This is a genomic window from Sphingomonas sp. SORGH_AS_0438, assembly GCF_031453475.1.
In the GTDB taxonomy this organism is placed as follows: domain Bacteria; phylum Pseudomonadota; class Alphaproteobacteria; order Sphingomonadales; family Sphingomonadaceae; genus Sphingomonas.
Window position 1 is genome coordinate 1,261,694 of sequence record NZ_JAVIZS010000001.1, and the last position, 15,631, is coordinate 1,277,324.

The 15,631-nt window shown below is 67.9% G+C and carries 16 protein-coding genes and 1 pseudogene; 3 read left to right on the top strand and 14 right to left on the bottom strand.

Going from position 1 to position 15,631, the window contains the following annotated elements; all coding sequences use genetic code 11:
* Positions 1 to 10: 10 nt before the first annotated feature.
* On the top strand, positions 11 to 607 hold the full coding sequence (gene recR, locus QE452_RS05955; RefSeq protein WP_309660232.1) for a recombination mediator RecR: 597 nt from the start codon (positions 11 to 13) through the stop codon (positions 605 to 607).
* A gap of 4 nt (positions 608 to 611) precedes the next feature.
* On the opposite strand, the gene QE452_RS05960 is transcribed toward recR, so the two are convergent.
* Together QE452_RS05960 and QE452_RS05965 are read right to left on the bottom strand one after the other, a co-directional pair.
* Positions 612 to 1,034, bottom strand: a complete 423-nt coding sequence (locus QE452_RS05960; protein ID WP_309660233.1) for a DUF6628 family protein — start codon at positions 1,032 to 1,034, stop codon at positions 612 to 614.
* 66 nt (positions 1,035 to 1,100) lie between these two features.
* Positions 1,101 to 2,408, bottom strand: coding sequence for a glutamate ligase domain-containing protein (locus QE452_RS05965; RefSeq protein WP_309660234.1), 1,308 nt, complete (start codon positions 2,406 to 2,408; stop codon positions 1,101 to 1,103).
* Between the two features lie 119 nt (positions 2,409 to 2,527).
* Here QE452_RS05965 and QE452_RS05970 point away from each other — a divergent pair, with 119 nt between their 5' ends.
* Positions 2,528 to 3,199 carry an HPP family protein gene (locus QE452_RS05970; RefSeq protein WP_309660235.1) on the top strand — a complete coding sequence of 224 codons (672 nt, stop codon included), beginning with the start codon at positions 2,528 to 2,530 and terminating at the stop codon, positions 3,197 to 3,199.
* On the opposite strand, the gene accD is transcribed toward QE452_RS05970, so the two are convergent.
* From accD to QE452_RS06010, 8 genes and pseudogenes are all read right to left on the bottom strand, one after another.
* Positions 3,196 to 4,056: an acetyl-CoA carboxylase, carboxyltransferase subunit beta gene (accD, locus tag QE452_RS05975; RefSeq protein ID WP_309660236.1), complete on the bottom strand. Its 861-nt coding sequence runs from the start codon at positions 4,054 to 4,056 to the stop codon at positions 3,196 to 3,198. The two genes, QE452_RS05970 and accD, sit on opposite strands and share 4 nt — an antisense overlap.
* A complete protein-coding gene (trpA, locus tag QE452_RS05980; protein WP_309660237.1) occupies positions 4,053 to 4,853 on the bottom strand; it encodes a tryptophan synthase subunit alpha in 801 nt (266 codons plus the stop codon). Before trpA ends, accD begins: the two co-directional genes overlap by 4 nt.
* Positions 4,850 to 6,079: a tryptophan synthase subunit beta gene (trpB, locus tag QE452_RS05985; protein ID WP_309660238.1), complete on the bottom strand. Its 1,230-nt coding sequence runs from the start codon at positions 6,077 to 6,079 to the stop codon at positions 4,850 to 4,852. Before trpB ends, trpA begins: the two co-directional genes overlap by 4 nt.
* Entirely contained in the window at positions 6,076 to 6,711 is a 636-nt protein-coding gene (locus QE452_RS05990) for a phosphoribosylanthranilate isomerase (RefSeq protein ID WP_309660239.1), read from the bottom strand. The genes trpB and QE452_RS05990 overlap by 4 nt, the downstream gene beginning before the upstream one ends.
* 37 nt (positions 6,712 to 6,748) lie before the next feature.
* Positions 6,749 to 7,424 (bottom strand): annotated as a pseudogene (gene pyrF / locus QE452_RS05995) (orotidine-5'-phosphate decarboxylase).
* Positions 7,421 to 7,762, bottom strand: a complete 342-nt coding sequence (locus QE452_RS06000) for a hypothetical protein (RefSeq protein WP_309660241.1) — start codon at positions 7,760 to 7,762, stop codon at positions 7,421 to 7,423. Before QE452_RS06000 ends, pyrF begins: the two are co-directional and overlap by 4 nt.
* 81 nt (positions 7,763 to 7,843) lie before the next feature.
* Positions 7,844 to 10,099 carry a patatin-like protein gene (locus tag QE452_RS06005; RefSeq protein ID WP_309660242.1) on the bottom strand — a complete coding sequence of 752 codons (2,256 nt, stop codon included), beginning with the start codon at positions 10,097 to 10,099 and terminating at the stop codon, positions 7,844 to 7,846.
* Between the two features lie 70 nt (positions 10,100 to 10,169).
* The gene (locus tag QE452_RS06010; RefSeq protein ID WP_309660281.1) at positions 10,170 to 10,865 is read right to left on the bottom strand and encodes an endonuclease/exonuclease/phosphatase family protein; all 696 of its coding nucleotides are present in this window, start codon (positions 10,863 to 10,865) and stop codon (positions 10,170 to 10,172) included.
* A gap of 71 nt (positions 10,866 to 10,936) precedes the next feature.
* Between QE452_RS06010 and QE452_RS06015 the strand changes: the two genes are divergently transcribed.
* The gene (locus tag QE452_RS06015; protein ID WP_309660243.1) at positions 10,937 to 11,254 is read left to right on the top strand and encodes a hypothetical protein; all 318 of its coding nucleotides are present in this window, start codon (positions 10,937 to 10,939) and stop codon (positions 11,252 to 11,254) included.
* Between the two features lie 183 nt (positions 11,255 to 11,437).
* Here QE452_RS06015 and QE452_RS06020 read toward each other — a convergent pair whose 3' ends face one another.
* From QE452_RS06020 to QE452_RS06035, 4 genes are all read right to left on the bottom strand, one after another.
* A complete protein-coding gene (locus tag QE452_RS06020; protein WP_309729724.1) occupies positions 11,438 to 12,130 on the bottom strand; it encodes a hypothetical protein in 693 nt (230 codons plus the stop codon).
* 92 nt (positions 12,131 to 12,222) lie between these two features.
* Positions 12,223 to 12,531: a hypothetical protein gene (locus QE452_RS06025; RefSeq protein ID WP_125993735.1), complete on the bottom strand. Its 309-nt coding sequence runs from the start codon at positions 12,529 to 12,531 to the stop codon at positions 12,223 to 12,225.
* 194 nt (positions 12,532 to 12,725) lie between these two features.
* Positions 12,726 to 13,391, bottom strand: a complete 666-nt coding sequence (locus tag QE452_RS06030) for a hypothetical protein (RefSeq protein WP_309660245.1) — start codon at positions 13,389 to 13,391, stop codon at positions 12,726 to 12,728.
* Between the two features lie 71 nt (positions 13,392 to 13,462).
* Positions 13,463 to 15,526 (bottom strand): ATP-binding protein, encoded by a 2,064-nt coding sequence (locus QE452_RS06035; protein WP_309660246.1) that lies wholly within the window; start codon positions 15,524 to 15,526, stop codon positions 13,463 to 13,465.
* Positions 15,527 to 15,631: the final 105 nt, after the last annotated feature.

Below are 15,631 nucleotides of genomic sequence, written 5' to 3' on the forward strand. Positions count from 1 at the left end.
TCTGTTCCGCATGGCCTCTCCCGAAATCGAAGCGCTGACCCAGGCGCTGGCGCGCCTTCCCGGCCTGGGACCGCGTTCGGCGCGTCGCGCGGTGCTGCACCTGCTCAAGAAGCGCGAGGCGGCGCTCGGCCCGTTGCGCCATGCGCTGGAGCAGGTCGACGAACGGCTGGAGACCTGCGCCATCTGCGGCAATGTCGATACCGCCAATCCCTGCGCGATCTGTGCCGACCCGCGTCGCGATGCGCGCTCGCTCTGCGTGGTCGAGGAGGTCGCCGATCTCTGGGCATTGGAACGGTCGCGGCTGTTTCCCGGGCGGTTTCATGTCCTGGGCGGCCGGTTGTCGGCGCTGGAAGGCATACGGCCCGAGGATCTTGCGATCGATTCGCTGGTCCGCCGGATCGAGGCGGGCGGTATCGACGAGGTGGTGCTGGCGATGAACGCCACGCTGGAGGGGCAGACCACCGCCCATTATCTGGCGGACCGGATCGAGCGTTTTCCGGTCCGCGTCACCCAACTCGCCCATGGCCTGCCGGTGGGGGGCGAGCTGGATTATCTCGACGAAGGCACGCTGGCGCAGGCCCTACGCGCCCGTCGACCGATCGGCTGATCGGTCAGGCGATCGGCCGGCCCTCATCGGCAAAGGCCGCCGCCACCGCCGCCGCCGCCATCAGCGCCGGCTCGACCCGGCGGGTGCCGAGCAGGTCGCTCATCAGGAAGCGCGCCGAGTCTGGCTGGGTTTCGATCCGCGCCAGTGTCGTGAGCAGCGCCGCCTCCGCCGTGGTCATCCGGGCGCAGCAGCAGGGCGCGATGGCGATGGTGCCGGCCGCGCCACTGGCCAGTTCGATCATCAGCGTCCGCATGAGCGTCAGCGGCCGGCGAAACGCCTGGCCGAAACTGGAGAAAAACAAATGGCCTACGCGGGCATCGCCGACACCGTGCGCCCCCATCCGTCGCATCGCGAAGAGGATGATGCGGGCATTCGGGCATGTCGGCAGCGCATGGGGGATCAGCGTGGCGGTTTCGGTGGTCGTCATCGCACGGGCCTCTCTGGCGGGGTAGGAGGCCATGTTCGCTGGTTCGTTATTGCAAGTCAATAGCAACTAAGTGGGGTCTTCATCATTCAGGCGAAGTGCCTCGCCCGCGAGGTAGAGCGAGCCGGCGATCAGAACGACTCCAGGCTCGGTGACTGCCGCCATGGCGGATGGGAGGTCCGGGGCGGCCATCCCCTCGACACCAAAGTGTCCGGCAACCTCGACCAGATGCGCAGGGGCGTGATGGTCGTGCCCCGGTACCGGCACGGCGAGGATGCGGCCTATGCCGGGTGTCAAAAGCCTGAGCACGTCGCCGGCATCCTTGTTCGCCAACATGCCCATCACCAATGTAGCCGGCCTGCCCTTGGCGATGGTGCGTAGCGCCCGGGCGACCGGTGCTGCGGCGGACGGGTTGTGCGCTCCGTCCAGCCAGAGGTCGGACCCGGCCGGCAGCAGGGCGGTGAGCGGGCCATCGCCCAGGTGCTGCATCCGGGCCGGCCATTGCGCCCAGTCCGCCGCCGCGCGAAGGCTGGCCTCCGGAATGTGCAGGGCGCCCTGATGACGGAGCATGGCGATGGCGAGGGCCAGATTGCGCGACTGGTGCGGGCCGACCAGCCGGGGCCGGCGCGTCACCACCGAAAAGCCGGGATCGCTGTAGCGCATCGTCGTGCGCGCGGTTTCGCTCTGCCAGTCGCGTCGGCGTGCGAAGACGGGCGCGCCGGCGGCGGCCGCGACGCTCGCGATCCGCTCGGCGGAAGCGCGGGGATAGTCCATGGTCACCAGCGGCACGCCAGGCTTGGCGATGCCGGCCTTTTCGCCCGCGATGGTCACCGCGTCGCGTCCCAGAAAGGCCTGATGGTCGATGCCGAGCGCGGCGATGCCGGTGACGACGGGGGCGGGGATGATATTGGTCGCATCCAGGCGACCGCCCAGGCCGACCTCGACGATCGTCGCGGCCGCCGGTGTCCGGGCAAAGGCGAGAAAGGCCGCCGCCGTGGTCGCCTCGAAGAAGCTGGGACCGATATCGCCCGCCGCGTCCAGCACCTCGGCGAGTAGCGCGGCGAGCGCGTCGTCCTCGATCAGCGTGCCGGCGACGCGTATCCGCTCGTTGAAGCGGACCAGATGCGGGCTGGAATAGACATGGACGCTGTGGCCGCTCGCCTCGATCGCGGCACGCAGGAACGCGCAGGTCGATCCCTTGCCGTTGGTGCCGGCGACGTGGAAGACGGGTGGCATCGCATGATGCGGATCGCCGAGCCGCGCGAGCAGCCGGGTGATGCGATCCAGGCCCAGGATATCGGCACCCGGCGACAGCGAGGCCAGGCGATCGAGTTGCGCCTGGACAGCGGGGTGGGCGGAGACTGCGTGGTCGGCCATGATGGCCGCGTCCCTAGCGTGGTTCGGGACAGGTGGAAACCGAGCGATCCGGTGTTGGCCATCCCGGTCGGCGCGTTCTACAGCGCGACCGTGTCTTCCTTCTTCCCCCAAATGCTTGCATGACGAACCGAATCTCGGCCCTGCTGCTTGCCGGCGCGAACTGGCCCGAACGGTTGATCGCGTGCGTCGGCGCGGTGCTGGGCATCGGCCTGACCATGGTCGTGTGCGCGGGCGTGCCGATGGCCGCTGCCGACCTGCCGATCATCGTCGCGCCGCTCGGCGCATCGGCGGTGCTGGTCTTTGCCGTACCGTCGAGCCCACTGGCCCAGCCCTGGCCGGTGGTCGGCGGCAACATCCTGTCGACGCTGGTAGGCGTGACGGTGTTCAAGCTGATCCCGCATCCCACCGTCGCCGCCGGGGTGGCGGTGGGCTGTGCGATCCTGGTCATGTCGCTGCTGCGTTGCCTGCACCCGCCGGGCGGGGCGGCGGCTTTGACGGCCGTTATCGGCAGCCAGGGCATCCACGCGGCGGGCTATGATTTCGCCTTCGCGCCCGTGGGGATCAACTCGATCGCGCTGGTCGCGCTGGCGATGATGTTCCACCGCGCGACGGCGCGATCCTATCCGCACCAGCCGGCACCCACGCCGGTGCCGGGCCTCCACGCCGCCGATATCGACGCGGCGCTCGGCGAGATGCACGAGTCGTTCGACATCGCGCGCGAGGATCTGGAGGCGCTGCTGACCCGCGCGGAGGCGCATGCCACCGCGCGGGTTCGCGGACGGAGGCGTTAAGCGGCGGCCGCCGTCCGGTTGCCGCAGAGATAACCGATCACCTGCGCCAGCCGCTCGCGCAGATCCTTGCGATGCACGACCATGTCGAGCATCCCATGGTCGAGCAGATATTCGGCGCGTTGGAACCCCTCGGGCAGCTTTTCGCGGATCGTGCTTTCAATGACGCGCTGGCCGGCGAACCCGATCAACGCGCCGGGTTCGGCGATCTGCACGTCGCCGAGCATCGCATAGGAGGCGGTGACGCCGCCTGTCGTCGGATCCGTCAGCACGACGATATAGGGCAGGCCCGCGTCGTGCAGCATCTGGATGGCGACGGTGCTGCGCGGCATCTGCATCAGGCTGAGAATACCCTCCTGCATCCGTGCGCCGCCGGCGGCGGTGAAGATCAGGTACGGGCTGCGATCGGCGATCGCCGCCTCGACGCCGCGCACGAATGCCTCGCCGACCGCCAGGCCCATCGACCCGCCCATGAAGGCGAAGTCCTGCACGCCCATCACGACGCGCTGGCCCAGGATCGTGCCACGCGCGTTGATCAACGCGTCCGGTTCGGCGGTGGCGGCGCGGGCGGCGCGGATGCGATCGCCATATTTCTTCGAGTCGCGGAATTTCAGCGGATCTTCCGGCACCTTGGGCGCGGGCAGTTCGTCGCAGCTGCCGGGATCGAGGATCTGGGCGAAGCGGATATTAGGTCCGATCCGCTCATGATGCTCGCATCGCGGGCAGACATAGAGGTTCTCGGCCAGCTCCTTGGTGAAGATCATCTGCCCGCATCCCTTGCACTTGTGCCAGAGATGATCGGGCGTCTCCTTCTTCGCGACGAAGGGGAGGGCGTTGCGGACGCTGTTCAGCCAGCTCATGCGGATACCTTGCGGGCCGATGCCACGGCATCGGCGAGACTGCGGACATAGGCGGTCACGGCGGCGGGCGCATCGGCCCCGTCGCGCGCGACCAGTTCGACGATCGCCGAGCCGACGACGACGCCATCGGCGACGCGTGCGATGGCGGCCGCCTGTTCGGGGGTGCGGACGCCGAAGCCGACCGCGATGGGCAGGTCGCTATGCTGCTTGAGCCGCGCGACGGCCGTCTCGATCGAGGATTGCGCCGCCTGTTGCAGGCCGGTGATGCCCGCGACCGAGACATAATAGACGAAGCCCGACGCGCCGCCCAGCACCTGGGGCAGGCGCGCCGCATCGGTGGTCGGCGTGGCGAGGCGGACCAGATCGATCCCGGCGGCGCGGAGCTGCGGCCCGAGCGAGTCGTCCTCCTCCGGCGGAATGTCGACGCAGATCACGCCGTCGACCCCGGCTTCGGCCGCAGCGGCGGCGAACCAGTCCGCCCCGCGCCGCAGCATTGGATTGGCATAGCCCATCAGCACCAGCGGCACCTGCGGATGGCGCGCGCGGAAGTCGGCGGCGATGCGCAGGATGTCGGCGGTGGTGGTGCCGGCGGCCAGGCTGCGGATGTTCGCCGCCTGGATCGCGGGGCCATCGGCCATCGGATCGGTGAAGGGCATGCCTAGTTCGATCACGTCGGCCCCGCCCGCGACCAGCGCGTCGAGGATCGCGGGCGTCGCCGCCGGGGTCGGATCGCCGGCGGTGACGAAGGCGACCAGCGCGGGCTCGGCGGCGGCGAATGCGGTCGCGAGGCGGCTCATATCGTCACCCCCAGCGCCTCGGCGACGGTGAAGATGTCCTTGTCGCCGCGCCCGCACAGATTGGCCAGGATGACCTGGTCGCGTCGCATCGTCCGAGCCCGCCGCGCGACGGCGGCGATGGCGTGGCTGGGCTCCAGCGCGGGGATGATGCCCTCGGTCCGGCAAAGCAGCTGGAAGGCGTCGAGCGCCTCTTTGTCGGTTGCGCTGTCATATTCGACGCGGCCGATATCGCGCAGCCAGGCATGTTCGGGGCCGATGCCGGGATAGTCGAGCCCGGCCGAGATCGAATGCCCCTCGGTGATCTGCCCGTCCTCGTCCTGGAGCAGATAGGTCTTGTTGCCGTGGAGCACGCCGGGAAAGCCGCCGGCCAGGCTGGCGGCATGTTCCTTGTCCAGGCCGTGGCCGGCCGCCTCGACGCCGAGCATCGCGACCTCGGGATCGTCGAGGAAGGGATGGAACAGGCCGATCGCGTTCGACCCGCCGCCGATCGCCGCGACCAGCAGATCGGGCAGGCGGCCGGTGCGTGCCAGCATCTGCGCCCGCGCCTCGCGCCCGATCACGCTCTGGAAGTCGCGGACCAGTTCTGGATAGGGGTGCGGGCCGGCCGAGGTGCCGATGATATAGAAGGTGTCGTGGACGTTCGCGACCCAGTCGCGCAGGCCCTCGTTCATCGCATCCTTCAGCGTCTGCGCGCCCGAGGTGACGGCGCGCACTTCTGCGCCGAGCAGCTTCATGCGGAAGACGTTGGGCTGCTGCCGTTCGACATCCTTGGCGCCCATATAGATGACGCATGGCAGGCCGAAGCGTGCGCAGACGGTCGCGGTGGCGACGCCGTGCTGCCCGGCCCCGGTTTCCGCGATGATCCGCGTCTTGCCCATCCGTATCGCCAGAAGGATCTGGCCGATCGTGTTGTTGATCTTGTGCGCGCCGGTATGGTTGAGCTCGTCGCGCTTGAACCAGACCTCCGCCCCCATGCCCTCGGGCGCGCCGACGCGCAGCGTGTCGGTTAGCCGTTCGGCGTAATAGAGCGGGCTCGGCCGGCCGACATAATGTTCGAGCAGGTCGTCGAACTGGGCCTGGAACGCCGGATCGGCCTTGGCGGCGCGATATTCGCGTTCGAGATCGAGGACCAGCGGCATCAGCGTCTCGGCGACATAACGGCCGCCGAAGGCCCCGAAATGCCCGCGGTCGTCGGGCTGCGTCGTATAGGAGTTTGGCGCGTTCATCGTTGCGTCGCCTGAAGGAAGGCGGCGATCTTGTCCATATCCTTGACGCCTGATTGCCGTTCGACACCCGACGAAACGTCGACCAGTGACGCGCCGGTGCGGGTGATCGCCTCGCCGACATTGACCGGATCGAGCCCGCCGGACAGTGCCCAGGGCAGGGGATGGCGGAAGCCGTCGAGCAGGCTCCAGTCGAACCGCAGGCCCATGCCGCCGGGCAGGGCCGCACCGGGCGGGGTCTTGGCATCGTAGAGGATGCGGCCGGCCGCGCCGACATAGCCCCGCGCCTCGTCCAGGTCGGTCCGCGTGCGGACTGCGACCGCGGCCCAGCATTCCAGCCCGGTGCGCGTGGCGATGGCGGCGATGCGGGCGGGGGCGGTCTTGTGCAGTTGGAGAATGTCCAGCCGCCCCGCCGCGATTGCCCGGTCGAGCATCGCGTCATCGGGATCGACGAACACGCCGACGCGTGCCACCGAGTCGGGCAACGGCGCGGCAAGCCCGGCGGCCCGGTCGAATTCGAGATGGCGGGGGCTGGGCGGGAAGAAGACCAGGCCGATATGGCTGGCGCCGCCACGAATGGCGGCCCCGATCGTCTCAGGCGTGGTCAGCCCGCAGATTTTGGCAGTGGTGGGCATGATAGCCCTATAGCCTTCATGCGGATCGGCGAAAGGGTCAGAGCGTCGCCTCGATCGCACGGGCGGCCTGATCCGGGTCCTCGGCCTGGGTGATCGGGGCGACCGACGACCAGGATCGATGCGCCCGCGTCCACCGCCGCGCGCGGCGTCACCACGCGCTTCTGGTCGCCGACCGCCGCGTCGGCGGGCCGGACGCCCGGAACCACGAAGAAGCCGTGCGGCCACAATGTTTTGGCGGCGGCGACCTCCGCGCCGGAGCAGACGATGCCGTCGATCCCGGCCTCCTGAGCCAGCCCGGCGAGCCGCACGACATGATCATGCGCGCTGCCCTGCACGCCGGTGGCCGACAGGTCGCTGGCGTCGAGGCTGGTCAGCATCGTCACCGCCACCACCTTGGTACCGGTCGGGGCGGCGGCCTTGGCATCCTCCAGCATCGCGCGGCCGCCGCTGGCATGGACGGTCAGGATCGCGGGATGCAGCCGATGGAGCGCCTGCACCGCCTTGGCGACGGTGTTCGGGATGTCGTGGAGCTTGAGGTCGAGGAAGATAGGCAGGCCGAGCGCCGCCATCTCGCGCACGCCGGACTGGCCATGCGCGCAGAAGAATTCCAGCCCCAGCTTAATCCCGCCGACATGATGCCGGACGCGCGTGGCCAGCGCCTTGGCGCGGGCGAGATCGGGGGTGTCGATCGCGACATAGACGCGGTTGCTCACAGCGTGGCTCCCGTCGATGGCGAGAGGGGGGTGACGGCAGGCTCGGCGATCGTCGCGGGCAGGGTGACGGGTTCGATCGCGGCATGGAGCGCGCGCGCCTCCGCCAATTGCCGCTCGCAGGTGGTCAGCCGCTGCCGCAACCGCCAGCGCCGCGCCGCCTGCCAGCCTAGCGTCGGCAGCAGGCCGAGCAGGAAGGTGACTAGTAGCAGGAAGGGCAGGTTGATGTCGGCGACCAGGTCGCCGGGCAGGTGAACCGGGATCGACGTCCAGTTCGCGATCGTGAACAGCGCGGCCAGAAAGGCCAACAGGCACCAGAACAGGATCTTCAGGAACTGCAATGCGCGTCTCCACGGATGGGGAGGGAGAGGCTAGCCGGACTCGGCCGATTTGACCAGAGCAGGCGGTCGTCGGCGACCCGATCAGCCGATCTCGCGGCGGATTTGTGCGATCAGCGCGGCGGCGGTGGCGAGGCGCGGTTCCTCCTCGTCGAGGATCGCGAGGAAGGCGGCGCGCTTGATCGCGGACAGCCGTCCCGCGCGCAACCTGGCCCCCATGGGCAGGGTGGAGACGATGATGTCGATCATTCGCTCCGCCCCGTGCAGCCGGCCCCAGAGATAGTCGTTCTCGCGATAGGCGCGACTGAAGAAGGCGCCGAAGCTGTTGAACTGGATGCCCTTCAACGTCGCCTCCGCTCCGCCGGCCCGGATCGTGGCGGCGTCTTCGGGAGCGATGCGGTCGACCTTGATCGCGTCGAACTCGTCCATCCCCTCGCCGCCGAGCAGCGGCAGCGTCGCCGTGTCGTAGAAGGGGAAGCCCAGATAGGCGAGCAGCAGGGGGCGTCTTAGGGGGCGTGGCAGCGCGGCGAGCGCCGTACTCAGTCGTTGGTCGGCCTGCGCATCCAGACCGGCCAGGTCATAGGCGGTGGCGATCGAGTCGAGCAGCGGCGTCGCATCGCCGCCCATGCTGCGGGCGAGCGGCCGGAGGGTCAGCAGAGGTTCCAGCCGCTGGCAATGGAGATAGCCGGCGAGCGATTCGAAGATCGCGTCGTGCATCGGGCCCAGCGCCGCATCTTCATTGACCGCCTCCATGTCCGCCAATCGGCGGGCGAGCAGGCGCAGGCGGCGGATGCGGAAGCCGATATCATAGGCGCGGAGCAGCGGGATGCCGCCCCGGCCGGGCTGGGCGGCCAGCGCCGCCTGGATCAGCGCGCGCGCGGTGCCCCGTCGACGCGCGCTCGACTCACCGATCAACCCGGCGACGGTCGTCGCCAGTCGCTCGACCACGCCGTCGCGCTTCACCGCCTCATAGGGGGCGAAGGCATAGCCGGCCTGGTTCACCGCCGCCTGTTGCGCCCGGTGTCGCCATGCTGCCAGCCGCTTGGGCGTGGGGCGATCGAGGAACAGGGTGTGGCCGAACACCGCCTCGACCTGCTCCTCCACCGCCGGGCGCATGGCGGCGACCACGCCTGCCATGCGCTCGACCCGGCGGCTATGCTCGGCGATCGCCTCTAGATTGTCGCGGATCGGTTGTTGGCGCGGCAATTCGCTGACCGCGCCGATGATCGTCTGGAAGAAGCCGGGCTGCGCACTCCCGCTAGCCAGCCGGAATTTGGGACCGGGCGAGGGATCGATGTAGACGAAGCGCCGGTCGATCTGCCGCCGGGCCGGGCGTTCGCGCAGCGCATCGATCGCCGGGCCGAACGGCGCGTTGGCGAGGACCGAGCCGTCGATCAGTACCGCCGTATCGAGCGCGTTCGCCGCCGCCTGCCGTGGCAGGATACGGCGTAGGAAAGCGCGCCGGCTGGGCCAGGCGAGCCGCCGCTCCTTCAGCACCCCGTCCAGCTCGCCGACCATGAAGGGTGGGAAGGCACCCGGAAAACTGGACGTCGATCGCGCCGCGAAGGCGAGTTCCGGCAGGGCCGCCAGGGTGGGAAGCGACCGGCCATGGTCCGAAAAGCCGACGACCAGGCGATGCTCGGTCTCCACCACCTCGGGCGGGGAGTTGAGGGGCAGGCGTTCGGGATGGCCGGTGAAGTCGGTGACGGTGACGAACAGGTCGAGCGGTTGACCATCCGGCAGCAGGCGCGGGCCGCGCTCGGATGCGGCCATCGCGTCGAGCGCGTCGAGCAGCAGGCGGGTGAAGGTCGCGCCGCCAAAGGGCGGTTCGAACCAGCGCGAGCGGACGAAATGCGACAGCTTGGCGCGCACCTCCTCGCGTGTCCGGGCATCGGGTAGCTGGTCGACATCGGCGGCGCTGCGCCCGGCGGCCATCCAGGCCAGCGGCAGCGCCCATAATTTGGAGAAGCGGCTGGCGGGGGCGGCCTGGGGATCGATCAGCGCCTCGACATCGGCGGAGGTGAGCCAAAGGTCGGTCAGCGGGTCGAGCGACTGTCCGGTGGCGATCGCCTGGCCCAGGAAGATCCCATTGATGCCGCCGGCCGAGGCACCGGCGACGATGTCGGCCAGGACACGGAGGCGCAGGCCACTCTCCGCCTCGATCTCGGTGAGCAGCGCGTGATAGACGTGATCGGCACCCGGAGAGGGCTGCGTACCGTCGTGGCGGGCGCGGCTGGCACGGGCGACGTGCCAGATCTCCTTGGTGATGCCGTGCATGTAGACGGCTAGGCTGATCCCGCCATAGCAGATTAGCGCCAAGCGCAGTTCTTTCTCGCGCACGATCAGGCGCGCGGGGCCGTGGTCCCGCCCCCCTGTGATCCTCTCTCCATTTCTCTCTTATAGCGGCAGATCATGCCGGTGCGAGCGTCGCCCAGATCGGCAGGTGATCGGACGCTATCCGCGCCGCCGGGCTGGTGTGGACGCCGCAGTCGACCGTACGCATCTGGCGCGACACCATGATCCGGTCGAGCCGCCCGATCGGTCGGCGAGCGTGGAAGCTGGGGCCGGTCGCGGCCATGGCGAAATCGCGGCCGAAGTCGCGCAGGCAACCGGAGGCGGCGGTCCATTCGTTCAGGTCGCCCATCATCACCGTCGGCATGATATCCGGGGCGGCATCGACATGCGACAGGATCGCCGCGGCCTGCCGCCGTCGCCACAGGCCGGACAGGTCGAGATGCATGCCGACCACGCGGATCGGCTGATCGTCGATCAGGATGTCGGCCACCACGGCGCCGCGCGGCTCCAGCGCGGGAAGGTGGATCGTGCCGCAGCTGCGGATTTCAGCGCGCTTGCGAACGAGCAGGGCATTGCCGTGCCAGCCCATCGAAGTCGCCCGGCGCGCCACCGCGACCGGCTTCCAGTCGCTATGTTCCTCGATCAGGTGCGGCGACAGCACCGCCGCCCGCGTGCCGAAGCGCCGATCCGCTTCCTGCAATGCGATGATATCCGCATCGATCTCGCGGAGCACCTCCAGGATGCGTTCGGGGTTGCGCCGACGGTCGGTGCCGATGGCCTTGCGCATGTTGTAGCTGGCGACCTTGATCATTTCGGCGGTGGAACGCACCGGGTCGGGGACCGGTTGCCTCCCCGCGCGTTCACCACGCGAAGGAGTTCATCATGGTTGACAAGCGTGACATCACACCGCCCCAAACCGACGACACGCAGGAGATGCGCGGCAACCCCTTGGGTGACAAGGGCCATTATTCCGGCGAGGAATATGACAGCCATGCGGCGATGAGCCCGGGTCAGGTCGCGGTCGGCGCGGGAGAGGGTGGTACGGCGCGCACGCCGATCGACGCCACCCACCGTCCGGGAGAAGCCATCCCCGATGAGGCTGGACGCCGCGCCCATATCGATCAGCAGACCGGCGAGGTCCATGGCAGCGGCATGGGGGCCGGCAGTGGTTCCGAAGGCGAGAATTACGACGACGACTGATCATCGAGCCGTCCGGATGTCCGTTTCACCACAGAGTGATCATCCATCGGTTTGACGGACACCGATAATAGGCGCAGCGGAGCCGCAGGTGTTTCTGATGGCGGTACGACGAAGCATCGCTTCACGGGCGAGTTCAAGCGCGAGGCGGTGCTACCGTGGGAAACGAGCGGTCGATCGCACCCGCTAGAATTGGTGTGACGTCAGTGCGTGGACGCGGAGGCGTGGGAATACATCTTCCAGCGGCTTGCTGTCCGGCAGTATGTAGACATAGCCGCCCTTCTTCTGGAAAAGCGGTCGCAGTGCCGAGCCGTAAAAGGCCCGTGGCACGTTGATGCAGCCGAAGGTAATGCGGTTGTCGTCGGGCTCCGGCGAAAGCAGCCGCTCGCGACGCATCTCGCGCTTGGCGGCGTCTCCGGGAATAGGATGGATCGCGACGCTGTTGGTATAGTCGACCCATAGCACCTTCTGCCGTCCGGCGGCATAGCCGAACTTCGCCAGGAAGCGGCCCGCAGGCGTCGTCTTCTCGGCTGGCCCGATCTCACCAAGCGTCTTGCTGCCGACACCCGGGGTGGCATCATCACCCGGGGCGATGCCGATCAGCACGGGCGCCTGCGTGATCGGCTTTCCCCGTCCGTCATAGAGAAGCAAAGACGCGCTGTTCTTGTCGATCACGGCATAAGGCAGGGCATGATTGTCGCCGGACGCGGCGATCCAGGCGGCGACCCGCTCCGCATCGGGTGATGCCATTATCGTCGGTGCGGCGCGACGGGATAGCTCTGATGGCCCCGATCGGGCGTCCGTTTTCGGCGGCGGGGCGGCTTGGACACCGGTGGCGCACAAGGCCAGGCCGGCAAGTGGGACGGAGATCTTGATCATCGGCTCCTGTACCGAGGGGCGTCCCGCCTGTGGAGTGGGACGCCCCGGACTTCATCGTGCAATGACGGTGGCGCGGATGCGCGCCAGCGGGATCAGTGGCGCGGACGCTTCCCGCGACGCTCCTGTTCCTGCAGTCGCTGTTCGACGCCGTCGACGCGACCGTTGATCTGATCGACGCGCTGGCCCTGTTGCTGCGCCTGAGCCGAGGCCGCCTGCGCTTCGGTCAGGGCCTGCTTGGCGGTGCCGTCCGTCGCCTGCAATTGGGTCTCGAGCGTGTCGACGCGAGCGCTGACCGGTGCGATCTGCTCACGGACGTAGGATTTGGTCGCGCACCCGCCCAGCACCGGGCCGGCGAGCAATATCAGGGCCAGGGGAGAAAGCTTCGTCAAAGATGGCAGCATCGCTGTCTTCCTAATAGTTTAGAGGTCCGCGAAGGAGCCCTGAACGGCGTCGCGCGGCAATAGAGCAGGCGACAGTCCGGGTTTCGCGCACGGCCAGTCGAGTTGCAAGTGTAGCCTGTTCATCTTGTAGAAATACTTGGGCTTCACCAGATGAAGAGCAATGAACCCATGATGAACCCAAGACTATTTCGATCTCAATTCCGCGAATCACGATCGGGCGAGTTGGAGAAGGGATCGGTCGGGATTCGCGCCTCGGCCCTTGGTGCCGGCTGGTTCTTGCCTGGCGCCGTGCGGTAATGCGCAACGCATGTCCGCAGTTCTGCAATCGCCGCACCGCTTCCGTCGAGATCGAGTTCCTCGACCGGCACGTCACCCCGCCGAACATGGAGGAAGCGGGACGCCGCGAAACTGGCGGGGAAGCTCCGGCCGAAACTGCTGACGAACCCCCTCTTGTCCTGGCTCGCAATGCCGATCGCGAGGTGCCGGGGGAAAGCGACATTGGAAAGCCGAAAATCCAGCGTCAGTTTCTGGCGGGGGCGGATCGACCAATGCGGGTTGAGGATCGACACTCGGTTGCTGCCATCGGTATCGAGGCCCAATTGCAGCGTCGTCTGCCGCGGCGCAGGATAGGTCCTGCTCAGGAAGCAGCCTTTCTGATCGCTGCTCGCGGATAGGACCCAGTCACCGATCGAACGCGTCGGGTAGGTGGCGGCAGAGGCCGTCACGCTCGTGACCAGCGAAACGACAAGCAGGGGCAAGCGGACCATCCAGCCAATGCGACCGCCCGACTGGGCCGTGCATGGGCCTTCGGTCCGGCTGGGGAGGGGGATAAACCGGGCTGCGCGCAGTTCGAAGCTCATGTCGGATCGATAGCAAAAGGGCGACGATCTGTCGCGGGTCGCCGCCGCTCGGGTTCTGCCGTCTCGGCACGTCATGATGACCAACGTCGGGCCTGCCAGGTAATCGACTTGCGGAAGACGCGGGAAAGCTGTTCGATCGAGTAGGGCTTGTGCAGCAGTTCGAAACCATGCCGCCCATTCTGGGCCAGCACATGGCTATAGCCGCTGGTCAGGATGACCGGCAGCCGGGGATGGCGACGCCGCACTTCCTGCGCTAGATCCAGCCCGGACATGCCCGGCATCACCACGTCCGAGAAGACGATGTGGAAGCGGTCGCAATCCTTGTCCAGTTCGGCCAGGGCCTCGTCGGCATTGAGGGCCAGGATCGTGTCGTACCCCAATTCCCGTAGCGCCTGGACCGCGAATTCGCCGACGCTGCTATTATCCTCCACGACCAGTACGCACACGCCGTCCCCGGTGATCGTCAGCGGATGCGCTTCCTCGACTTCGGCGTGGCTGCCGTCCATCGCCACCCGGGGCAGATAGAGCGTAAAGGTCGTGCCGCCCTCCTCCCGGCGTTCCACCCGGATGTCGCCATCCGACTGTTTGGCGAAGCCGATCACCTGCGACAGGCCCAGACCGGTGCCATGGCCCAGTCCCTTTGTGGTGAAGAAGGGCTCGAAGATGCGGACCACATTCTCGGGCGAGATGCCACTGCCCGTGTCGCTGATCGTCACGGCCACGAAGTCGCCGGCGACGGGAGGATGCAGGCGGATCTCGGGGATGCCCGATACGGGGCCGACGACGATCGTCAGCTCGCCCTCGCCGTCCATCGCATCGCGCGCGTTGATGCTCATGTTGACGATGGCGGTGTCGAACTGGCCCTTGTCCGCAAGCACGAAACATGGATCGTCGGGCACGATCGTCTCGATGCCGATCCGCGTTCCGGTCAGCGTGCGCACCATCGACACGACGTCGGCGATGCTCCGCCCGCAATCGAACGTCTCCGGCGTCAGGGATTGGCGGCGGGCAAAGGCCAGGAGCTGTCCCGTCAGCTTCGCGGCGCGGTCGGCGGTGTCTCCGATCGCGTCGATATAGCGCGCGCGACGACCGCTGCTGAGTTCGGGACGGCGGAGTAGATCGACGGAGCCGCGGATCACCGTCAGCAAATTGTTGAAGTCGTGCGCGACACCGCCCGTCAGCTGGCCGATCGCCTCCATCTTCTGCGCCTGGCGCAACGTGTCCTCCGCCAGCGCCAGCTTGTCCGTCTGCGCCCGCTCGTCGGTGATATCCCGCGCGCTCGAATAGAGCTTGCCCTCGAACGGTACGGCGACCCAGGACAGCCACCGGATTCCGCCGGCCTTCGTCCGGTAGCGATTGTCGAAGCGCGAAACCGGATTGCCGTCGCGCACCGCATCGAAGGCGTCGGCACTGCGGCGTGAATCATCGGGTAACACGAAGTCCGAGAAGGGCGATCCCTCCATCTCCTGCGGTGTCCAGCCGAGCGTCGCCGCCCAGGCCGGATTGACGCGGTTGAAGCAGCCGGTGCGCAGATCGATGACCGACAATAGTTCCGAGGTGACGGCCCACGTCATCGCCCGTTCGCGGCCCCGCTCGACGATCTGGCTTTCCAGGTCCCGGTTGAGCGCGCGCAACTGCGCTTCGCGCTTCATCAGCTCGCGCTCATGCACGACCTTTCCGGTTGTCTCGGTCGCGATGTCGAGGAATCCCGCCACCATGCCGTCATCGTCCCGCAGCGGACTATAGGCGAAGGTCCACCATGTTTCCTCCGGATAGCCATGCCGCGTCATGGTGAGCGGCAAGTCGACATGGTCGACCGGAATGCCCGCCATCGCCGATGTGACGGACGGCTCGATATCCGTCCAGACCTCGGCCCAGACCTCGCGGAGCGGCTGGCCCAAAGCGGCTGGATGCCGCGCGCCGAGGAACGGGACATAGGCGTCGTTGTAGAGCAGCGTCAGTTCCGGCCCCCAACCGAGGCACATCGCGAATTTCGACGACAGCATCAGGTCGAGCACGGTTTCCAGGCAGCGTGGCCAGGTTGCGCGGTCGCCGATCGCGGAGGCGGACCAGTCATGGGCGTGGGTGAGGCTGCGGAGGTCGGCTTTTGCGCCATCGATATGCGATTGGTTCATGGCCGTGATGCGTCCCTGCATGGGTTCGGGACCAGGGTGGGCCTGCTGCCAGCAACAGGATTATAGGGCGAGTTCAATCGGATGGCAGCCTCGATCTGCGTGCGG

Coding starts and splice junctions, on each gene's coding strand:
- QE452_RS06035 (WP_309660246.1), bottom strand. CDS start 15,526: ATGAACCAATCGCATATCGATGGCGCAAAAGCCGACCTCCGCAGCCTC.
- QE452_RS05960 (WP_309660233.1), bottom strand. CDS start 1,034: ATGACGACCACCGAAACCGCCACGCTGATCCCCCATGCGCTGCCGACA.
- QE452_RS06030 (WP_309660245.1), bottom strand. CDS start 13,391: ATGAGCTTCGAACTGCGCGCAGCCCGGTTTATCCCCCTCCCCAGCCGG.
- trpA (WP_309660237.1), bottom strand. CDS start 4,853: ATGAGCCGCCTCGCGACCGCATTCGCCGCCGCCGAGCCCGCGCTGGTC.
- QE452_RS05965 (WP_309660234.1), bottom strand. CDS start 2,408: ATGGCCGACCACGCAGTCTCCGCCCACCCCGCTGTCCAGGCGCAACTC.
- QE452_RS06010 (WP_309660281.1), bottom strand. CDS start 10,865: ATGATCAAGGTCGCCAGCTACAACATGCGCAAGGCCATCGGCACCGAC.
- trpB (WP_309660238.1), bottom strand. CDS start 6,079: ATGAACGCGCCAAACTCCTATACGACGCAGCCCGACGACCGCGGGCAT.
- QE452_RS05970 (WP_309660235.1), top strand. CDS start 2,528: ATGACGAACCGAATCTCGGCCCTGCTGCTTGCCGGCGCGAACTGGCCC.
- recR (WP_309660232.1), top strand. CDS start 11: ATGGCCTCTCCCGAAATCGAAGCGCTGACCCAGGCGCTGGCGCGCCTT.
- QE452_RS05990 (WP_309660239.1), bottom strand. CDS start 6,711: ATGCCCACCACTGCCAAAATCTGCGGGCTGACCACGCCTGAGACGATC.
- QE452_RS06015 (WP_309660243.1), top strand. CDS start 10,937: ATGGTTGACAAGCGTGACATCACACCGCCCCAAACCGACGACACGCAG.
- QE452_RS06020 (WP_309729724.1), bottom strand. CDS start 12,130: ATGATCAAGATCTCCGTCCCACTTGCCGGCCTGGCCTTGTGCGCCACC.
- QE452_RS06025 (WP_125993735.1), bottom strand. CDS start 12,531: ATGCTGCCATCTTTGACGAAGCTTTCTCCCCTGGCCCTGATATTGCTC.
- accD (WP_309660236.1), bottom strand. CDS start 4,056: ATGAGCTGGCTGAACAGCGTCCGCAACGCCCTCCCCTTCGTCGCGAAG.